Annotated in this window: 18 protein-coding genes; 5 read left to right on the top strand and 13 right to left on the bottom strand. The window is 71.7% G+C overall.

Annotated elements, in window-relative coordinates:
- Positions 1 to 1,109 (bottom strand): ATP-binding protein (locus tag ABFX51_RS27540; RefSeq protein ID WP_346055361.1); only part of this gene is annotated, 1,109 nt, incomplete at its 3' end.
- 91 nt (positions 1,110 to 1,200) lie between these two features.
- On the opposite strand from ABFX51_RS27540, the gene ABFX51_RS27535 reads away from it, so the two are divergent.
- Positions 1,201 to 1,563: a nuclear transport factor 2 family protein gene (locus tag ABFX51_RS27535; RefSeq protein WP_346055360.1), complete on the top strand. Its 363-nt coding sequence runs from the start codon at positions 1,201 to 1,203 to the stop codon at positions 1,561 to 1,563.
- Between the two features lie 36 nt (positions 1,564 to 1,599).
- On the opposite strand, the gene ABFX51_RS27530 is transcribed toward ABFX51_RS27535, so the two are convergent.
- Positions 1,600 to 3,039, bottom strand: a complete 1,440-nt coding sequence (locus ABFX51_RS27530) for a hypothetical protein (RefSeq protein WP_346055359.1) — start codon at positions 3,037 to 3,039, stop codon at positions 1,600 to 1,602.
- Between the two features lie 24 nt (positions 3,040 to 3,063).
- Complete coding sequence (locus ABFX51_RS27525; protein WP_346055358.1) at positions 3,064 to 3,903, bottom strand: hypothetical protein; 840 nt, start codon at positions 3,901 to 3,903, stop codon at positions 3,064 to 3,066.
- A gap of 73 nt (positions 3,904 to 3,976) precedes the next feature.
- On the opposite strand from ABFX51_RS27525, the gene ABFX51_RS27520 reads away from it, so the two are divergent.
- Both ABFX51_RS27520 and ABFX51_RS27515 read left to right on the top strand, forming a co-directional pair.
- Positions 3,977 to 4,882, top strand: coding sequence for a TIR domain-containing protein (locus ABFX51_RS27520; protein WP_346055357.1), 906 nt, complete (start codon positions 3,977 to 3,979; stop codon positions 4,880 to 4,882).
- A gap of 14 nt (positions 4,883 to 4,896) precedes the next feature.
- Positions 4,897 to 6,327, top strand: a complete 1,431-nt coding sequence (locus ABFX51_RS27515; RefSeq protein WP_346055356.1) for a M48 family metalloprotease — start codon at positions 4,897 to 4,899, stop codon at positions 6,325 to 6,327.
- Positions 6,328 to 6,530: 203 nt separating this feature from the next.
- On the opposite strand, the gene ABFX51_RS27510 is transcribed toward ABFX51_RS27515, so the two are convergent.
- Positions 6,531 to 7,181 (bottom strand): GntR family transcriptional regulator, encoded by a 651-nt coding sequence (locus ABFX51_RS27510; protein ID WP_346055355.1) that lies wholly within the window; start codon positions 7,179 to 7,181, stop codon positions 6,531 to 6,533.
- Positions 7,182 to 7,273: 92 nt separating this feature from the next.
- Here ABFX51_RS27510 and ABFX51_RS27505 point away from each other — a divergent pair, with 92 nt between their 5' ends.
- Complete coding sequence (locus tag ABFX51_RS27505) at positions 7,274 to 7,810, top strand: YbhB/YbcL family Raf kinase inhibitor-like protein (protein ID WP_346055354.1); 537 nt, start codon at positions 7,274 to 7,276, stop codon at positions 7,808 to 7,810.
- A 46-nt stretch (positions 7,811 to 7,856) separates the two neighbouring features.
- On the opposite strand, the gene ABFX51_RS27500 is transcribed toward ABFX51_RS27505, so the two are convergent.
- The 4 genes from ABFX51_RS27500 to ABFX51_RS27485 all read right to left on the bottom strand — a co-directional run bounded on the left by ABFX51_RS27500 (position 7,857) and on the right by ABFX51_RS27485 (position 10,575).
- A complete protein-coding gene (locus ABFX51_RS27500; RefSeq protein ID WP_346055353.1) occupies positions 7,857 to 8,690 on the bottom strand; it encodes an alpha/beta fold hydrolase in 834 nt (277 codons plus the stop codon).
- A 33-nt stretch (positions 8,691 to 8,723) separates the two neighbouring features.
- Complete coding sequence (locus ABFX51_RS27495) at positions 8,724 to 9,245, bottom strand: Dps family protein (RefSeq protein ID WP_091505573.1); 522 nt, start codon at positions 9,243 to 9,245, stop codon at positions 8,724 to 8,726.
- Positions 9,242 to 9,562, bottom strand: a complete 321-nt coding sequence (locus ABFX51_RS27490; protein ID WP_346055352.1) for a hypothetical protein — start codon at positions 9,560 to 9,562, stop codon at positions 9,242 to 9,244. Before ABFX51_RS27490 ends, ABFX51_RS27495 begins: the two co-directional genes overlap by 4 nt.
- Before the next feature lie 74 nt (positions 9,563 to 9,636).
- Entirely contained in the window at positions 9,637 to 10,575 is a 939-nt protein-coding gene (locus ABFX51_RS27485; RefSeq protein ID WP_346055351.1) for a LysR family transcriptional regulator, read from the bottom strand.
- Between the two features lie 108 nt (positions 10,576 to 10,683).
- Here ABFX51_RS27485 and ABFX51_RS27480 point away from each other — a divergent pair, with 108 nt between their 5' ends.
- The gene (locus ABFX51_RS27480; protein WP_346055350.1) at positions 10,684 to 11,835 is read left to right on the top strand and encodes a YbfB/YjiJ family MFS transporter; all 1,152 of its coding nucleotides are present in this window, start codon (positions 10,684 to 10,686) and stop codon (positions 11,833 to 11,835) included.
- Positions 11,836 to 11,839: 4 nt separating this feature from the next.
- On the opposite strand, the gene ABFX51_RS27475 is transcribed toward ABFX51_RS27480, so the two are convergent.
- The 5 genes from ABFX51_RS27475 to ABFX51_RS27455 form a co-directional block, all read right to left on the bottom strand.
- Positions 11,840 to 12,691, bottom strand: coding sequence for a helix-turn-helix domain-containing protein (locus ABFX51_RS27475; protein WP_346055349.1), 852 nt, complete (start codon positions 12,689 to 12,691; stop codon positions 11,840 to 11,842).
- A complete protein-coding gene (locus ABFX51_RS27470; RefSeq protein WP_346055347.1) occupies positions 12,672 to 14,108 on the bottom strand; it encodes a PepSY-associated TM helix domain-containing protein in 1,437 nt (478 codons plus the stop codon). Before ABFX51_RS27470 ends, ABFX51_RS27475 begins: the two co-directional genes overlap by 20 nt.
- Positions 14,109 to 14,128: 20 nt before the next feature.
- Positions 14,129 to 15,493 carry a copper resistance CopC family protein gene (locus tag ABFX51_RS27465; protein WP_346055346.1) on the bottom strand — a complete coding sequence of 455 codons (1,365 nt, stop codon included), beginning with the start codon at positions 15,491 to 15,493 and terminating at the stop codon, positions 14,129 to 14,131.
- Positions 15,490 to 16,218: a DUF1775 domain-containing protein gene (locus tag ABFX51_RS27460; RefSeq protein ID WP_346055345.1), complete on the bottom strand. Its 729-nt coding sequence runs from the start codon at positions 16,216 to 16,218 to the stop codon at positions 15,490 to 15,492. The genes ABFX51_RS27465 and ABFX51_RS27460 overlap by 4 nt, the downstream gene beginning before the upstream one ends.
- 68 nt (positions 16,219 to 16,286) lie before the next feature.
- Positions 16,287 to 18,545, bottom strand: coding sequence for a YncE family protein (locus ABFX51_RS27455; RefSeq protein ID WP_346055344.1), 2,259 nt, complete (start codon positions 18,543 to 18,545; stop codon positions 16,287 to 16,289).
- Positions 18,546 to 18,645 lie beyond the last annotated feature (100 nt).

Here is an 18,645-nt window from a genome sequence, read left to right as displayed (position 1 = left end):
CGCCGCCCCGCCTCGGCCGCGGTGCGCTCCAGTTCGGCGGCCACGGCCTCGTCCGGCCCGGAGGCCGCGCTCGCGAGGTGCCACGCGCGGCGGTCGGCGTGCTCGGCACCCGTCAGCGCCTGGGCGAGCGCGCGGTGCAGCGCGAGCCGGTCGGCGAGCGGCGCGCCCTGGTAGGCGGCCGTCCGGACCAGCGGATGCCGGAAGGCGACGGTGCCCTCGCCGAGCACGACCAGCCCGGCGTGCTCGGCGGGGCTCAGGTCGGTCACCGAGGCGCCGAACGAGGCGGCGGCGCGGAGGACGACCGCGAGGTCACCGGTGTCGTCGGCCGCGGCGACCAGCAGCAGCTGCCTGGTGGCGGCGGGCAGTCCGGCCAGCTGCTCGCTGAAGGTGGCACGCAGCTTTTCGGTCAGGGGCAGTGCGGGACCGGGGTCAGCGGCCCGGAGCGCGGCGGGGAGCTCGATCAGCGCGAGCGGGTTTCCGGCGGCCTCGGCCAGCAGCCGCGACCGCAGCGGCGGGGCCAGGCCGGGATCGTGGTCGGCGAGCAGGGTTTCCGCGGCGGCGGTGTCCAAACCGGACAGTTCCAGCACCGGCAGGCCCGGCGCGGCGAACCCGGGACGGGCGCCGAAGAGGAGGACGACACCCTCGGCGTCGAGCCGCCGGGCGGCGAACAGCAGCGTCTCGGCCGTCGCGTGGTCGAGCCACTGCGCGTCGTCGACGAGGCACACCAGCGGTTGCTCCTCGGCGAGGTCTGCCAGCAGCGAGAGCACCGCCAGTCCGACGAGGAACCGGTCACCGCTGCCGGGCGCCGCGAGGCCGAGCGCGCTGCGCAGCGCCGTCGCCTGCACCTCCGGCAGCGCGCCGGCCCGGTCCAGCGCCGGGCGCAGGAGGAGGTGCAGCCCGGCGAAGGGCAGCTCGGCCTCGGACTCCACGCCCCCGCCGCGGAGCACCCGGGCACCGGCTGCGGCGGCGGCCCCGGCGGCGTGCTCCAGCAGCGCGGTCTTGCCGATGCCGGGTTCGCCGCGGACCACGAGCGCCCCGCTGCGCCCGGCCACGGCGGCGGCCAGCACGTCGTCGAGCCGCGCGCGTTCGGGGTCCCTGCCGTACAGCATGGGTCCAAAGTACTTATGCGTGACCGATTCCCCGGCTCCCGATCCCGCCTAGCGTTCTCACCAGCAGGAACAACCAAGTGAGGAGCCCCCGATGAGTGATCTCAACGAACTGGTCCAGGACTACATCGCGATCTGGAACGAGACGGACCCGGCGGCCCGCCGCGCCAGGATCGACGCGCTGTGGACCGAGGACTGCGCTTACATCGACCCGATGGCCGAGGCCCGCGGACGCGACCAGCTCGACGCCACGATCGGCGCCGTGCAGGCCCAGTTCCCCGGTTTCGTGTTCAAGCTGGGCGGCGACGTGGACGCCCACCACGAACAGGCCCGCTTCACCTGGGAACTGGGCCCCGAAGGCGGCGAGGCCCTCGTGGTGGGCTTCGACGTCGCGATCTTCGACGGCGGCCGGATCCGGACCGTCTACGGCTTCCTGGACAAGGTCCCGGCAGCCTGAGGACGGGGTGAGGAGGGCGTCGCGGGCGCGCCCTCCTCACCGGTCCGCGTCCTTCAACGAAACCTCGGTCAGTCTCGCGATGATCATCGCGACCGTCCGCGCCCGGTCCTTCGGAACGCCCTGCCGCAGCACCCCATCGCGGACCGCCTCCAGCAGCGAGTGGAAAGTGAGGGCGCGACGGGGGTCGAGCACCAGCGCCGCCGTCCCGTCGTCCACCCCCCACAGCCGGAGGGCGGTGGCGAGGTCGCCGGCCGCCATCGCCTCGCCACCGGTGGCGAGGAAGCCGGCGCCGTCCTCCTCGGCGATCCGGCCGAGTTCGCCGGCCAGGAAATCCGGCGGGCGGCAGAGGAACAGGTCGAAAGCCGTGATCGACCGCAGGTACTCCGGGGACACGGGAGTGCTGATCTCCGCCAGCTTCCCGAAGTCGTCCCCGTCGAACACCCGCGCACCGGGCCCGAACTCCGAGGAGTCCTCCGCGGCCGCCAAGAGGTTGCGGAAGAGGAGCCGCACGAACTGCTGCGACCGCTGGTCCACCCGCTCCACCAACAGATCCGCCCGCACCCCGGCGGGCGGATGGGTGCACCCCCGGCGGACGAACAGCGCTCGCTCGGTCACGTGGATCGTCACCATGGCCACCAGAGCTCCCAGCAGGGCGAAGACACCGCCCGCGGAAGCCGCGGGAGTGCCGGCCATCTCGCGTTCGGACACCCGGACGACCGCGCGGTACGCCAGCAGATCGGCGTCGAGCTCAGGCTGCTGCTCGGCCGAACAGACCGGCAGGTGCTCACCGGGGAAGAAGCCACTGGGACCCGAGTCGTGCCCGAGCACGTGGTGCGCGACCTCGTGCCCGATCACGAACTGCGCCCCGAGCAGGGCGATCAACGACGCGACCTGCTCCGCCCCCGCCCCGGACCGCCGGTCGAGCTTCGCAGCCAACCCGTACACCCGCTGGTTCACGTTGTAGTAACGCAGGAGTCCGGTGAGCACGGCCGGATCCTCCCCCAGCGCTCCTCTCCTCATCGCGACGAGGAGCCGCCAAAGCTTCTTGGGAGCAGGCCCGTCGCCCACGCGGTGCAGGGCACTGCCGGCGTAGCCGGCGAAGACCGTCATGAGGCTGAAGATCGAATCGGCGACCGTGACCAGGCCCGAGCCATCGGAGAACGGCTGCATCTGTGCCGACACGTCGTCGGCGAGCGTGGTCCCCACGTGCACGGTGGCGAGCCTGGCGGGATCCGCGCCCAGATCGGCCATCGCGCCCTTGATCTGGTCTGTCACCGTCTCCACCATCGCGGAGACCGGGTTGCCGTAGTGTGCCCACTCGCTTTGCGACCACTCCTCGAGCATCGTTTCGAACCGCCCCAGCTCGCTGTCGGCACTCAGCTCAGCCATCCGCTGTCGCAGGGACTCCGTCTGGACGTGGCGGTCGGGCTCGAGGAGTTCGTACCTGCGCTTGGCCTGACTGTCGTCGGGTGCCACCTGACCCCACCTCCACCGTGTCGATCAACTTCCGGTCCGCGAACCCGGTTCCGCTTGCGCCGCCCGGACGATGGCGCCGACGTCCCGCGGACCCGCGCCCCCGTTCTTCGAGGCGATCACCTTGTCCTTCATGCGTGCCGCGAGGTCACGCGGGCCGTACTCCTCCGCACGCAGATAACCCACGTGCGGGTTGAGCAGCTGGGGTGGCACGACGACCTCACCGATGAGCACGGGCAGGATGTAGTCGTCGCCCCGCCGCACAGCCGCCACCATCGCCGTCTCGAAGGCGTCACGCGGCCGCGGCTCCGCGAGGTACTCCGCCGAGATGAACGGCACGAAGTGCAACGTCAGCTGCCCGTAGACCTTGCGCCCCTCCATCAGGAAGTTGCGTCCCCACCACTGGTGCGTCATGTCGGGTTCGTGGAAGACGACGAGTCCCAGTGCCCTGGCCTCCGCGACTACCGAAGCGACGTAGTCCGCCTGCGGGCCGGCGAACGACACCGCGATGTCGTAGACGCGGGACGTGCGAGCGAACTCGTCGCGAGCGAGCACGGTCGCCAGCGCCGCTGCAGTCGGATCGTCGTGTCCCTGCTCGTGAAGGGCATTGGCCAGCACCCCGGCTTCCGCCACCTGCCCCGGGCCCGCGGTCGCGACCCAGATCCGGTACGTCTCGGTCTCCCGCACGCGCCGCCGCAGCTGGCCTGCCTTGTTGCCGAACCACTCACGGGCAAACCGCGCCAGGTGGCCCCGGTCCTGCGGTGCCACGCCCAGCCCCGAGCCGAGCAGAGCCGCGCCGAGGGCGGCGTCGAGGTCGTCGTCCTCGAGGTTTTCACAGAACGCGACGAGATCGGTGAGCGTGCTCATGCAAGTCCTCCGGCCGGAACTCCGTCGCGCAGACGGTACCGGGATTTCGCCCCGATCCGCTTAGGATGTTGCGATGAGCGGCCGGGAACACGCCCACGACATCGCCATGTCCTTCTCCGGGGCACAGCGCTCCTACGTGGAGCGTGTGGTCCGCGAGTGCGAACGCCTCGGGCTCGATGTCTTCTACGACAAGAACGTCACGGTCCAGCTGTGGGGGCGGAACGTGATTGAGGAACTGCGGAAGGTCTACGGCAGCGCCGACACGCGGTACGTCGTGGCTTTCCTGTCCCGTGAATACCTCGCGGGCTCCTATCCCATGGACGAGTTCCGCACGGCGAATCTGCGTGGGATCCAGCAGGTGGACTACATCCTGCCCGTGCTGATGGACGACGTCGTGTTCCCGCCCGAGCACCTGAACCCCGCCACGGTCTACCTCAAAGCCGCCGACTACGAACCGGAGGCACTGGCGAAGGCGATCGTCGAGCGCGTCGGACTCTCACGGCAGCCGTCGCCGGGTACCGGGGAAAGCGGCCCCGCGCTCCGGCGCCCCCGTCTGGCGCCCAGCCGCTTCAGCTCGCAGGCGGCGCTCGACGACGCGCTGCGACACCTCGAACAGCGCTTTCAGCAGGAATCCCAGGCGCTGGAGGACTACGGCTTCCGTTGCCGGGTCCGCACTTCCGGCGACGGCGTGTCGGTGCTGGTCGAAGAGCGCGGGCGACCGGTGTGCGAACTCGAGGTCGCCAGGGGCGAGCCGCCTTGGCGAAACGGGCTGACCGTGCAGTTCGCCTGGCCGCGCATCACCGGACCCGGCGTCAACGGAGAGGTCGCGGCCGTGTGGGATCCCGACTCCGAGGCGGCAAAGCTGGCGTACCGCGACTTCACCGCGGGTTCGGCGGCAGGCCGCCTCGTCACGGAGGAGGAGTTCTTCCGGCAGCTGTGGGAAAAGATCGTCCGATACCTGGAACAGGTCAACCACTGAGCCAGGGGGGCGCCGTGACTAACGAGGAGAACCTCGCCCTGCAGCTGTGGCGCACGCTGGAGCCTGATCGCGACGCGTGGAGCGAGCACGTGCGTGAGCGCCTGGCGGAGCTGGGTGCCGAGGCGCACCTCTCCCGTTTCGACGGGAACGCGGCGGAGTGGGGAGACAGTCCGTGGACGCATCACGGCAGTCCCGTGGCGGGGATGGTCCAGGAGCTGGCCGGTCAGGTCAAGAACGGCATGGCCGCCTTGGGCGCCGAGCCGGCCCGACTGTCGACCGTCTACGTCACAACGACTCTCCAGCACGACGTCTCCGCCCAGCTGCAACCGTTCCCCGACGGCTCCGGCCTGGTCACGATCGCCGATTCGGTCTTCGGTCTGATCTCACCACTCGCCCGGCACGCGGCTGCCGCCCTCGACCGGCTGAACTCGCGGCCCGCCCCCGCCAGGATCGCGCGGTCCTACTGGGCCGCGGCCCGGGGCAGCCTGGCCGAAGATCCGGACCTCCTGTTCGCCCTGCTCCGCTACTACACCGTCAACCAGCGCGTGTTCGGGCTCGCCGCGAACCTGGTGCGGCCGTTGACGACCCGTGCGGAGAACATCGCGTTGCTGATCAGCCACTTCGCCTTCCAGTTCGTCATCGGTCACGAAATCGCACACCACGTACTGGCACACGGTTCCGCCCCTGGAGGAGCGCAGCCGTCCGGCGGGCACCTGCCCGTCTGCTCGGAGGACCAGCGCCGGGAACTCGAGGCGGACCTGCTCGCCCACCGCGCAGTGCTGGCGGAGGCCCGCGCAGGCGGAAGCGTCGCGCACCCTTCCGTGCTCGCCCTGCTGGGCGCGTTCGTCGCCATGGTGGCCATCCACCTGTCGGAGCGCGGGCTCTTCCTGCGGTACGGCTTCACCCACCCCACAGCGGCTTCACGCGCCGAGCGGCTTTACGGCGAGGCCGATCCCCAGGCGCGGTTGGTCACCCGCCTGTTCACCAACGCCCTCCTGCCCGCTGTCGAGTCGGCTGCCACCTTCGCTCCGGGAGCCACGGTGTTCGACGCGGACCGCTACGCCGGCTCCCCCTTGATCGACACCCCGCAACCGAGCCAGTACCTGCACACGATCGCGGGCTGCGACCGCCTGCTGTGCCGGCCTCCCGGATTTCTCATGACCAAGCTGGGAGAGGTCGCCGACGTCACCGGCCTGCCCGCCCTTCGTGCCGGAGTCGCCGCCATCGACTCCGGCGATACCGGTGGTGCTTTGCGTTCCTGGGGAGTCCGCCCGGACGTCACCGCGGGCCTGCTCGACGCCGCGCAGCCACTCACCTTCCACACCGTGCTCGAAGAAATCAGAAAAGGCCTGCTCCGGCAGGGACTTCCGGCGGAGCACGGACGCCTGAGCGCGATCGTCGCCGCGAAACTGGTGGAGTTCAACATCGCCGATCCCCGCCAGTGAACGAAGGCCTTCACGGAGTTCGTGGTGCGCCGAGTGCTCAGGCCTGCGCCCCGGCGCCAGCACGCTGTCGATGAGCCGCTCGCTGCCGCCCCGGCGACGCACCAGGTCTCGCACGCCCGCCGCTCGTTTCTCCGCAGGACTGCCCCAGGGTGGAGACGCGGAAGCCCCGTGTTGATCACCGACCTGGGCGCCGAGGATCACGCCTAACTCGCGGGCTGATCGGCCACCAGGCCTTCCGCCGTGCGGGTCACGTGGCGGGCGAGGCACGCCGCGGCGCGGTCGGCGTCGCGGGCCAGTGTGGCTTCTTCCAGCTCCGCGTGCTCGGCGACGTGATCACGGCCCGGGTTGCGGCGGCCCGACCACCGGCGCGCGAGTTCGCTCGCCGTCCACAGCCGGTCGAACGTCTCCAGCAGCACGGTGTTGCCGCAGCCCTCGAGCAGCGCGCGGTGGAACACCCGGTGCGCCTCGGACCACGCGGCGCTCGCGAACTCGCCCTCCCCCGGCTCGAACGGCGGCGTGCGCGCGAGCCGGTGGTGTGCGGCGCGGACGCGTGACTCCCAGTCGAGATCACCCCGGGCGATCGCCAGCCGCAGCATCGCCGGTTCGACCGTGCTGCGCGCCTCCGCGATCTCCTGCCAGCGGCGGTCGGAGAACGACGGGACCGCGAAACCACGATTGGGCAGCCGGTCGGCCAGCCCCTCCCCGGCCAGCCGCACCAGCGCCTCGCGCATCACGGCCAGGCTGACTCCGTGCAGGTTCGCGAGTTCCTGGGGCTTGAGGGCCGCACCCGGAACGTGGTCCCCACGCATGATCTCGTCCCGCAGGCGGGCGTGGACCTGGTCGGAAAGGGTCATGTCCCTGGAGTGTAGACGATCTGGCAGATAATCGATTATCTTTGCTATAGTCGATCACGACACCAGTTGACCCAGGTGGAAGGAACAACCCGATGACCGCGAACGACCCGTTCGCCCGCCTGCCCGAAGCGGCCACGTTCACCGTCACCAGCCCCGGCCTGCGCGACGGCGGCCCGCTGCCCGCCGCGCAGCTTTCGAGCAGCCTGCCCGGCGGCAAGGACCTGTCGCCGGAGCTGTCCTGGAGCGGCGCTCCCGAAGGCACCCGCAGCTACGCCGTGACCGTCTACGACCCGGACGCCCCCACCGGTTCCGGCTTCTGGCACTGGGCCGTGGCCGACATCCCCGCCGACGTGACCGGATTGCCCGAGGGTGCCGGCGACGAGACCGGCAGCGGCCTGCCCGCAGGCGCCTACCAGCTGCCCAACGACGCGAGGGTGGCCCACTTCCTCGGCGCCGCCCCGCCCGCGGGTCACGGCCCGCACCGCTACTTCATCGTCGTGCACGCGCTCGACGTCGAGCACATCGGCGTCGGCCCCGAGGCCACCCCCGCCTACCTCGGTTTCACGATCTCCGGCCACATCCTCGGCCGGGCCGTGCTGACGGCGACCGCCGAAACCCAGGCGGCCTGAGCACGCCCCGCCGGAGCCCGTGACCGCGGGCTCCGGCGGACGGCGGTCAACGGCCGAGGAAGTCCAGCAGTGCGGTGTTGACCTCGTCGGGGTGGGTCCACGCGATGTTGTGCGGGCCCCCGGACACGGTCACGAACTCCAGGTCCTTGATCAGGCCGGGCAGCCGCGCCGCGGTGGCCTCGTAGGGCAGGATCCGGTCGGCGTCGCCGTGGACGAGCAGCACCGGCACGTCGATCTTGGGCAGGTCGTCACGGAAGTCCGTCAGCCACGTGTCGACACAGGCGTAGGCGGCGTGCGCGGAGGCCGCGACGGCGACGTTGAAGCTGTTCTGCCACGCCTGCTCGCTGATGCGCGTGCCGAGGTAGGTGTCGACGTTGTAGAAGTTGTCGAGGAAGTCCTTGAAGTAGGCGGGCCGGTCCTTGACCAACGCTTCCTTGATGCCCTCGAACACCGAGCGGTCGACGCCCTCGGGGTTGTCGTCGGTCTTGAGCAGGTACGGCGGGATGGCTCCCATCAGCACGGCCTTGCGCACCCGCGCCGAGCCGTAGGTGCCGAGGTAGCGGGTCACCTCGCCAGTGCCCATCGAGAAGCCGACCAGCACGACGTCGTCGAGCTCCAGGTGGTCCAGCAGCGCCTTGAGGTCCGCGGCGAACGTGTCGTAGTCGTAGCCGACGGTGGGCTGGCTGGACTGGCCGAACCCGCGGCGGTCGTAGGTGATGACGCGGTACCCGGCCTGCAGCAGCACGCGCTCCTGCTTCTCCCACGAGTGCCCGTTCAGCGGGTAACCGTGGATCAGCACGACCGGCTGCCCCTCGCCGTGGTCCTCGTAGTGGATCTCGACGGCTTCCGAGTTCTGCTGTCCGACGGTGATCCTGCCCATGACTTTTCCTTTCGGAGGTTGGGAAATCCGGGTTCAGCGACGCGGCGTGCGGCCGGCCGCGTCGAGCATCCAGGCGTGCTTCTCCAGCGTGTCGATCACGCCGTGGACCAGGTCGGACGTGGACGGGTCCTCGGCGTCGATCGCGTCGTGCGCGACCCGCATGGTCGACACGGCGGCGTGCAGCCGGTTGGTGACCAGCTCGATCACCTCGGCGGTCGAGAGCTCGCCCGCCGGGAACGCGGCCAGCGTCGTGGTGGCGGCGACGGTGTCCGACCGGCCGTCCGGGGTGCCCCGCAACGCGCGGAGCCGCTCGGCGATGGTGTCGCTCGCCTCCCGCGCGGCGTCGGTGATGTCGTCCAGCTGCAGGTGCAGGCTGCGGAAGTCGGTGCCGACGAGGTTCCAGTGCGCCTGTTTCGCCTGCAGGTGCAGCTCGATCAGGTCGACGAGGATCAGCTGCAGGTTGCGGGCCAGCGCGGGTGAGGCGCTGAACCCCACGGTGCCCGAGGCGGGCAGCCGCCGGTTGCCGGTGGGGGTGGGCTGGTCGATCGCGGTCATCTGGCTACCTCCGGGTTCCGTGTGAGTCCTGCGTTCGTGCTGACTCCAGGCTTCCGTGCCGAGACCGGGAGGACCATGAGGTGTTCTTCAGGATTTCCGCGGCTTTCCCACACCCCGGCACTGTGGTAAACCCCAGGCCCGCCCTGGTGGGAACCGGCCATCAGGCGCCGCGCCTCCCGCACCTCGGACAGGCACTCGCCGAGCAGCCCGGCCAGCTCCGCCGGGGCGCTTTCCCCGGCCAGCTCCAGTCCGATGAGGACGTTCACCAGCCGGGACCGGACATCCCGCTGCCACGTGGGTTCGATTCGCTCGCTCACCAGCATGCGTTCAGGCTCGCGCTCCCGGCGGTGACCCGGTAGGGGCCAAAAGGCACGCAGGTCATCAGCTTTGGTTATGTCTCCAGCGCCGTCCGGTGCGGGTCGTCGGCGGGCAGCCACCAGCCCGGGGGCGCGGTCGTCCACCCGCGGCCGCGGGCGTAGGCCTCCAGCGACTCCACGACGTGCCGCACACCAGGCCGTTCGTCGTCCGCGCGGTGCAGCAGCGACCACGTCCACAGTGGACGGGGCCGGGCGACCGGGCGGTGCCCCAGCCCCGGCGGGACCGCCGCCGTGTGGCGTTTCGGGGACGCCAGCACGGGCGCGTTGATCCGCCTGACGTGCGCGTAGAACGCCTCCCCCGTCACACCGCCGTCGTCGATCTCCACGAGCTTCGCCCCCACGTGCGTGGCGAACTCGACGGCGTACCGGTTCCAGGACGACCACGCCGACTCGTCCGCGTCGGCGAGCACCGTGACGCGGGCCGCAGGGACCGGTTCGCCCGTCGTCACGCCCGGGTAGACCGCGGGCAACGGCTCGGCCCAGATGAGGTGGGCGGAAAGCCCCTTCGCGGCGGCTTCCCGGGCCTCGATCCAGGCCAGCGCGAGGTCGAGCGTCCCCTCGGCGACGCGGTCGGCCTGCGTGTGGGACGGCAGCACCCAGTCGTCCACCCGCAGGGACACCGCCGGGGCGACCAGCGCGCGCAGGCCGTCGGGCAGCCAGCTCACGTACCCCAGCCGCAGCGGGCTCGCCGCCTCGGCCTCCTGCCGCACCCGCTCCCGCGCGCCGTCCGCCAGCGCGAGGATCTGCCGGGCGTCCGCCAGCAGCGCGCGGCCCGCCCCGGTCAGCTGGACACCACGGCGGTCGCGGAGGAACAGCGGCGCGCCGAGGTCCCGCTCCAGCGCGATGATCTGCTGCGACAGCGCCGGCCCTGAGATGTGCAGCCGCCGCGCGGCCCGGCCGAAGTGCAGCTCCTCCGCCACCGCCACGAAGTACCGGAGCTGCCGCAGTTCCATGGGCCGAGCTTAGGTCCGGCCCCCCGGACCTGCGGTGGGAAGCTGCGCTTACCAGTCCTCACGAGCAGGTCGTGGACGTGGGCGCGCGGGGCGCGTTGGCTGAGGACCGTGGTCGCGACAACGAACGGCAGCGCACTGCGCGCCGACTGGCTGCACGCCGCGCAGGGAGCGTCGGCCCTCGCGGTGGGCATGGGCGTCGGCCGGTTCGCGTACACCCCGATCCTCCCGCTGATGACCGCCCAGGCGGGCCTGACCGCGTCCGGGGGCGCCTCGCTCGCCACGGCGAACTACGTGGGCAACCTGGCGGGCGCGCTCGTCGGGATGCTGGCGCCCGGGCTCGGGCGTTCGGTGGTGCTGTACCGCGCGGCGCTGGTCCTCCTGGTCACCACGCTCGCCGCGATGCCGTGCACCACCGGGGTTCACTGGTGGTTCGCACTGCGCCTGCTCGCCGGGGCCGCGAGCGGCGTGGTGTTCGTCTTCGCCGCCAACTCAGTGCTGGGACACCTCCGGGACCACCTGCCGGGCTGGGGGTTCAGCGGCGTCGGCGCCGGGATCGCCCTGTCCGGCGCCGTGGTGCTCGTGCTCCGCACCGCCGGGAACTGGCGCTCCGCCTGGATCGCGACGGCCGTCGTCGGGCTGGTGCTCGCCGCCGCGGCGTGGCGCCTGCGGCCGCCTCCCGAGCCCGGCAGGGCGGTCGCGGCAGAACGGCCACGCACGCACCGGTGGTTCTCGGCCCTGTTCGTGAGCTACACGCTGGAGGGCGTCGGCTACATCATCGCGGGCACGTTCCTCGTCGCGGCGATCGGGCAGGGCTCGCCGGGCTGGCTCGGGGCGGCGGCGTGGGTGCTGGTGGGCCTGGCCGCGGTACCGTCCTCGATCGGCTGGGCGTGGCTGGGCAGGCGCTGGACGCGGCCCGACCTGCTGCTGGTCGCGCTGCTCGTGCAGGCGGTGGGCATCGCGCTGCCCGCGTTGTCCGGGGGCGTGGTCGCCGCGCTGGTCGCGGCCGTGTTGTTCGGCGCGACCTTCCTCGGAGTCAGCACGATCGCCCTCGGCACGGGGACGCACCTGCGGTTGCCACGAGCGGTCGCGCTGCTGACGGCCGGGTACTCGGCGGGGCAGATCCTCGGCCCGCTCGTCGTGGCACCGCTGCTGCACCACGGTTACCGGCCGGCCCTCGTGCTGGGTGCGCTGATCGTGTTCGCAGCCGCCGTCGCCGCGGCCCTGCTGCGGATCGGCTTCCCGCACGAAGGTCCACAGTAGACAGTCAGCGTCCGCCGGTCATCGCCCAGCTGGCCAGGAGGTTCAGGGCCCGCCGCGACTCCGACCCGGGCTGGGTGGTGTAGACGTACAGCGTCGTGTCCGGATCTCCTGGCAGGGTGAGGGTTTCGTACTCCACGGTGAGCTCGCCGACCAGCGGGTGCCTCAGCCGTTTCGAGCCGTGCGTGCGCTGGTGGACCCGGTGCTGCTCCCACCATTCGTCGAACTGGCGGCTGCTCTCGCGCAGCTCCGCGACGAGGGCGGCCGTCGCGGCGTCCCCCGGGTCGCGGCCGACCTCGAACCGGAGGCTCTCCACCGCGGCCCTGGCCTGGTCCTGCCAGTCCACGAACAGCGACCGGGCGTCCTCGTCGAGGAACATCCAGCGCGCGTAGTTGCGCCGCGTCGCCGGCATGCTGTCGAAGTCGGTGAACAACGCCTTCGCCATCCGGTTGGCGGCCAGCACGTCCGTCCGCCGCCCCAGCACCAGCGCGGGCTCGCCGTCGAGGGAGTCGAGAAGCTGGTACAACCCGGGCCGCACGCGCTGGACCGCGCGGGACCGCCGCGACGCGGGCGCGGCCGTGAGCCCGATGAGGTCCTCCAGGTGCGCCCGGCCGGCCGCGTCGAGTTCCAGCGCTCGCGCGATCGCCTGCACCACGGCGGGCGACGGCGTGATGCGCCGCCCCTGTTCCAGGCGCGCGTAGTAGTCCGGCGACACCCCCGCCAGCATCGCGACCTCCTCACGCCGCAGCCCCGGCACGCGGCGCACCCGCCCGTCCTGCGGCAGGCCCGCGCGGGACGGGTCCACCTGGCTGCGCGCCCGCCGCAGGAAGTCCGCCAGTTCACGGTTGTTCTCGGCCACGGACCCGATTGTCCCCCACGCCCACCGTTCGTACCTGGACCTGCGAGTCCCGGGTTCGGCGCGTCCCTGCTGCCCGCAGCCGGGTGAGGCCCGCGTCGAGGAGGACGAACACCACCAGGCTCGCGCCGAACACCGGCAGCAGCCAGGCCAGGACCGCGACCCCCAGCAGGACGGCGCTCAGCCACGGGCCCCGCAGCTGGCGCCACACCGGCCGCGGCAAGGACGCCCACCGCCCCCGGTACGGGTTGTGGATCCACCACATCCGGTAGCCCAGCGCGAGGAGCACGAGCGTGGCGGCCGCGAGTACGGCGAGGACGAGCTGGTTCGCCAGCCCGAACAACGTGCCCGTGTGGAACTCCGTGCCGAACGTGCTGAGCTTCGCCACGAGGGAGTAGTCGTCCCAGCCGAGCCGTTCGGTCACCCCTCCGGTGTACGGATCGACGGCGACCGCTCCCCGGTGCATCGGCAGGCCCTCGCCGGTTTCCGCGACGGTGAACGGCATCCCGGGTGCCGACGGCGGCACCACGGCCAGCTCACCGGACAGCCCGGCGGCCGCCACCGCCCGGTCGAGGTCGATCGGGGAGGCCCCGGGCGGCACCGGCACCGGCATGGCCGCGAGCACCGGCGCCCGCAGGTGGATCGGGTCGACGGCCTGGTCGCCCCGGCCACCGGCGAACTGGGTCATCGCGAGCCCGGTGCCGCTGACGACGAGCAGTCCCAGGGTGAGCCACAGCCCGGCCGCGCCGTGGACCGCGCGCAGCCGCTGCCACCCCGTCTTGCCCCGCACCGCGGGCAGGAGCACCTCTCGGAGCTTGCGCTTGCGACGCGTGCGCGCGAGCCACAGCGCCAGGCCGCCGAGCGCGATGAGCGGCACCCAGCTCGCGGCGAGTTCGGCGTAGAGCCGCCCTGCCGCGCCCAGGTGCAGGTTGCTGTGCAGCTGACGCAGCCAGGTGTTGGCGGGCAGCCGGTTCTCGACGGTGGCCAGCTCACCGTTGATGAACCCGGTGTACGGGTCGACGAACACCGTGCGGTCCGGCGTGCCCGCGGGGCCGGGTACCGACAGCACCACGCGCGTCGTGCGGTCCGGTGCCGGGGGCGTGAGGACCTGCTTGAGCGTCGCCTCCGGATGCGCGGTGAGCGCGGCGCGCACCTGCTCGGCCAGCGGGCGCGTGGTGTCCCCGACCCGGTTCACGTGCAGGTCCGAGTGGTAGAGGCTGTCGTGGATCTGCGGGCTGAACACGTAGACGAGCCCGGTCAGGCACAGCACGGCGAGGAACGGCGCGACGACGATGCCCGCCAGGAAGTGCAGCCGCCGCGCGACCAGCTGGACGACGGTGCCGGGCCGGGGCGAGGGCGACGGCCGGGTGGCCCGGTGCCGTGGATCGGCGGGCTGCCGGGCGGTTTCCGTTGAGGACAAGGCAACTCCTGCGCGTTCGCTCATCGCACGTCGATGGGCTGCGGAATCGTTTGCGTGCTCCCGTCGGCCGCGCGCAGCGTCAGCGCGAGCTCCCAGCGGCCGCGTTCGGGCACGGCCGCCGATCCGGCCCAGTGGCCGGTACCGGCGTGGTGCAGCGGGAGCGGCACCGTCCGGCCCGCGGCGGTCAGCACGGCGGTCACGCTCACGTCGTCGTTCAGCACGGACACGTGGGCGTCGAGCCGGGTCGCGGTGGGGATCAGCACCAGGTCCACGGCCCCCTGCCCGCCGGGTTTCCCGGTGTCGTAAGCGAGTCTGGTCGGTGCCACCTGGTTCCGGAGCGCGGCCGGTGGCTGCCCGGGCACATGGCCGCCCGGCAGGAGGACCACCCCGGCTGCCGTCGCGGCGAGGAGCACCACGGCGGCCCACCGGCGGGACAGGACCAGCCAGCCGACGGGCACGGCCACCAGTGCGAGGACCGCGACGTCCGCGGCGAGCACGAGCGGCGGCCCCGCGAGTGGCCACGTCGCGAGCAGTGCCGTCGCGCACCCGAGCACCGCCGCGACCCGCAGCCGCCGCTCCCCGGCGGTGGCAGCGGGCGGGCTCGTCATCAGCTGCGCGAGGCCGAGTGTGGCGGGGACGAGGACGTACAGCCTGGCCAGCAACGCTCCTCCGGCGTCCGAGGCGAGCGCGCCGGACAGCAGCCGGGGGTCGAACGCGTCCCGCAGCGGTGCCCAAGCGGCGTAGGGACCGAACGACAGCAGCGCCACTACGGTGGCCCCGGCCGAAACCCACCACGTCGCCTTGACCCACCGCCGGGCCCGCCGCGTGGTCCCGTTCCACGCGACGAAGACCGCCAGACCGGTGAGCAGCACCAGTGCCACCACGGCCGCCGCGCGCGCCGTGAGGTGAACGGCCGCGAGCACCGGGTCGTGCGTCGTCTCGATGTCCGGCACGCCCTCGGGGTCGATGCGGTAGGACACGTCGAACGTGAAGCTGCCGCTGATCGGCTGCAGGCCGCTGGACGGCAGCGTCCACGCGACCGCGTAGGTGCCCTCGTGCCGTTCTTTCGGCATCGGCACGGAGATCGTGTCGTCCCGGCCCGCCGGGTGGACGGGGCGCTCGTGGACGACCTGGCTGCCGTCCGGGTCGAGGATGCGCACGGTCGCCAGGCCCGCGGGCACCGGCCGGTCGAACGTCAGCAGGACGTGGCCGGGCGACTTGACCACCTCGGTGCTGCCGGGTGAGGTCGTGATGAGCACCGGGTCACCGGTCGCCTGCGGCATCGCCGCGAGCAGTGTGCCCCAGCAGGCCGCGACCAGGACGAAGAACGCGACGATGCGACCACGCGGGACCACGGTGGTCGCTCGCTCCCGCACCGCCGTCATCGGGTGCCCGCCCCGGTTTCCCTGCGGCGGCGGGCGCGGTACCAGACGACCGCGATCACGACGAGCGCGAGCCCGACCGCCCCCCACAACACGGCGAACGGCGGGCCACCCGTGGTGCCGGAGGCGCGCGGGGCGGCCTCCGCCGCGACCGCGCCGGTACCCCCGTCGGCCTTGGCCGGTCCGCCCGCCGCGGAGGCGGGAGCGGCGGCGGGGGCCGCGCCCGAGCCGACGGTGATCACCGGTGCGGGTGAGGTCTGCCCGTTCCAGTGTGCGATCGCCCCGTTGGCGAAGCTCTGCGTCGCTTCGAACGCCAGCTGCCCGTCGGCGGGTAGCGGCCCCATCGTGACGAGGAACTGTTCGAACTCCCTCGGCGCGACGGAACCGCCCGCGAACACGAGCGCCCCGGCGACCTCGCTGATCACCTTGCCGCCGGCCGCTACTGGCGGTTCCAGCGGCCGCGGGCGCACGGTGACCGTCCACCCCGGAACGGGCGCCACCTCGACGTAGGCGATCGGCGGGTTCTGCGGGAACACGAGTTCGAGCTGGGTGGACCTGGTGTCCGTCCGTTCGTTGGCCAGCCGGAAGGCGAAGGTCCGCATCCCGCCGCCGTCGACCCGGTCCGGCACGATGGACACCTGCGCCGCGGCGGGGACGGCGCCCGCCAGCGGGCCGAGCACGACCGCGGCCAGTGCGCACAGCACACGCGCAAACGCTTTCCGGGACATGGGTTCCTCCTCCAGTGCCGTGGGACGGGGCCGGGTGCTGCCCCGGCCCCGTCCCACGATCGAGCGGATCAGCAGGCCGACTGGTCGAGCGGGTTGAGCTGACGGCAGGTCAGCGATTCCCGCCAGGTGCCCTGGTTCTGCTGGACCCAGCCGTTGTAGACCAGCGGGATGGGCAGCACACCCTGCCCGCCGTACCCGGCTTTCGCCGCGATGGAACCGTCCATCTTGGTCGACGCGGTGCCGTCGAGCGTCAGCTGGCCCGCCACCTTCGCGTCGCTGATGTTCCCGTCCCCGTTCGGGTCCACGTCGATGATCTGCATGACGTTCGAGAACTTGTTGGACACGTAGGCGTAGTAGCCGCCACCCTTCTTGGCCCCGAAGTTGATGCCGTGGCAGCCCGCCGTGCACGGCAGGTCCTTGACGACCTTGTCCGTCCTCGGGTCGACGACCGTGACCGTCTGGGACAGCACGTTCGCCGCGAGCATCGCGTTGCCGTCCGGACTCACCGGCAGCTGGATCGTGAGCCCGCCGAACGGCGCACCGGCCTTCGGGCCGTCCTGCGGGCTGTAGTTCGCCCACAGGTCGATCGTCTTGCTGTGCACCTTCTCCCCGTTGTCCACGCACGCGTTCGCCGCCAGCGAGACGCACGTGATCGTCTCGCCGAGGAAGTCCGCCGTGTAGAACTTCGAGGAGTCCGGCGTCATGCTCGACGCGATCGGGAACTGGCCCGTCGGCTCGGTCCGGACCGTGCCCGTCGGCATGTCGATCACCGACGCGTTGTTGGTCAGCACGTTCGGCGTGACCACGGTCTTGCCGTCCGAACTGGTCCAGTGCGCGTGCGGGTGCCGCACCTCGCCGGTCGGGCTCACCGAGATCTTCCGCAGCACGCTGGTGGCTCCGGGCGCCAGCTCGACGATCTCGTTGCCGGCGTTGATACCGATGACGAGCTTGTCACTGCCGGTCTCGGTCATCACGTGCGCCGGGTTCTGCCCGACCTGCGTCTGCCGGACGAACTGGCCCGTCTCCCGGTCGAACACGTCGACCTTGTTGGAGAACCACTCCGTCTGGTACAGGTACTTGTAGTCCTTGTCGGTCCACATGTTGTGCGGGTTGTTCATGTTGATCGACGGGGCACCGATCTTGCGGTCCACCGTCCAGTTCTCGACGTTGACCTTCGTCGCCGAGCCGACGGCCTTCTTGCCCGCCCACTCCTCGACCTCGGTGTCGATCCACACCTCGCCGACGCCGGGTGTGGCGGGCAGCTGGTTGCCCTTCGACAACGTCTTGGGGTAGGAGAACTTCTTGTCGAAGTAGGCGTCCAGGTTCGGGATCAGCACCGGGTTGCCCGCCGCGTCGTACTGCAGGATCGGCACCGGCGGCTGGATCGCGTCGAACGAGTTCTCCGAGTCGGCCTTGAACTGCTGCCAGTTGTTCGGGTTGGTGATGTTGAAGAACGTGTTCACCAGCCGGTTGACGATGTCGGAGTTCGTCGGCACGACGAGGTTCCGCGAGTTGACCATCGACGCCTTGCCGAAGTCGAGCCCGATGGTGAGCGGGTCGTCGACCACGACCGCGCCGAGCATGTACGGCGTGACCATGTCGGTGAACGCGTACAGGCCGGGCTCGGTCAGCTGGACCGACCGCTCGCCGAAGAACGCGCCGCTGGGGTTGTCGTACGGGAAGCCCTGCGCACCCTCCGGAGCGATCAGGCCCATCGGGTCACGGGCCCCGGTGGACTCGTTGGGGTCGACCACGAAGTTCACCGTCACGGGCGGGCCCTTGACCGCGAACTTGGCCAGATCGTTGAGCGCGCCCTGCAGGTCGACGCCGACCGGCAGGGAGTTGAGGTTCACCGGCTGGTCGGCGGGCAGAGCGCTCAGCGCCTGCGCGAACTGGCCGAGCAACCCGGTCGCCTTCAGCGCCGACGGCAGCGCCTTCGGGTTGGCCGCGCCGATGGACTGCACCGTCGACAGCGTGCTGTCGAGGTTCAGCGCCTTCCACAGGTCACCGCCGAGCGAACCCAGCACCGGCACCTGCCCCGCGACGTTGCGCACCAGGTTTCCCAGCGCACCACCGAGATCGGAGTTGAGCAGGCTCGTCAGCTCCCCGCCCGTCGTGAGACCGCCGAGCGTGCCCAGCCGCGGCATCTCCGCCACGGCCAGCGACTGGTCGCCGAACAGGTTGAGCCCGGAGTCGAACCACTTCCCGTTGTCGTCCCGCATGTGGAACGTGATCGGCACGGGGCCGAGCCCGATGGGCTGCTGTGCGGCGGCGGGGAGCGCGACCAGTGCGGAGGCACCGACCGCGGCGACCGCGAGCGTGACCACCGCCTTGCCGCGCCACCGCCTCGTGCGGGCTCCTGGCGGAGCTAAGAGCGTGTCTCACTTGGATCTTGAGGGAGGTGTGGGCAAGATCGTGGCGTGATGG

It is taken from the genome of Amycolatopsis dongchuanensis (assembly GCF_039542405.1).
In the GTDB taxonomy this organism is placed as follows: Bacteria; Actinomycetota; Actinomycetes; order Mycobacteriales; family Pseudonocardiaceae; genus Amycolatopsis_E; species Amycolatopsis_E sacchari.
This window is presented reverse-complemented; position numbering and strand designations above follow the sequence as displayed.

Excerpts from the sequence above, each read along its gene's own strand:
- ABFX51_RS27535 (WP_346055360.1), top strand. The coding sequence starts at position 1,201 with ATGAGTGATCTCAACGAACTGGTCCAGGACTACATCGCGATCTGGAAC.
- ABFX51_RS27525 (WP_346055358.1), bottom strand. The coding sequence starts at position 3,903 with ATGAGCACGCTCACCGATCTCGTCGCGTTCTGTGAAAACCTCGAGGAC.
- ABFX51_RS27520 (WP_346055357.1), top strand. The coding sequence starts at position 3,977 with ATGAGCGGCCGGGAACACGCCCACGACATCGCCATGTCCTTCTCCGGG.
- ABFX51_RS27510 (WP_346055355.1), bottom strand. The coding sequence starts at position 7,181 with ATGACCCTTTCCGACCAGGTCCACGCCCGCCTGCGGGACGAGATCATG.
- ABFX51_RS27505 (WP_346055354.1), top strand. The coding sequence starts at position 7,274 with ATGACCGCGAACGACCCGTTCGCCCGCCTGCCCGAAGCGGCCACGTTC.
- ABFX51_RS27500 (WP_346055353.1), bottom strand. The coding sequence starts at position 8,690 with ATGGGCAGGATCACCGTCGGACAGCAGAACTCGGAAGCCGTCGAGATC.
- ABFX51_RS27495 (WP_091505573.1), bottom strand. The coding sequence starts at position 9,245 with ATGACCGCGATCGACCAGCCCACCCCCACCGGCAACCGGCGGCTGCCC.
- ABFX51_RS27485 (WP_346055351.1), bottom strand. The coding sequence starts at position 10,575 with ATGGAACTGCGGCAGCTCCGGTACTTCGTGGCGGTGGCGGAGGAGCTG.
- ABFX51_RS27465 (WP_346055346.1), bottom strand. The coding sequence starts at position 15,493 with ATGACGGCGGTGCGGGAGCGAGCGACCACCGTGGTCCCGCGTGGTCGC.
- ABFX51_RS27460 (WP_346055345.1), bottom strand. The coding sequence starts at position 16,218 with ATGTCCCGGAAAGCGTTTGCGCGTGTGCTGTGCGCACTGGCCGCGGTC.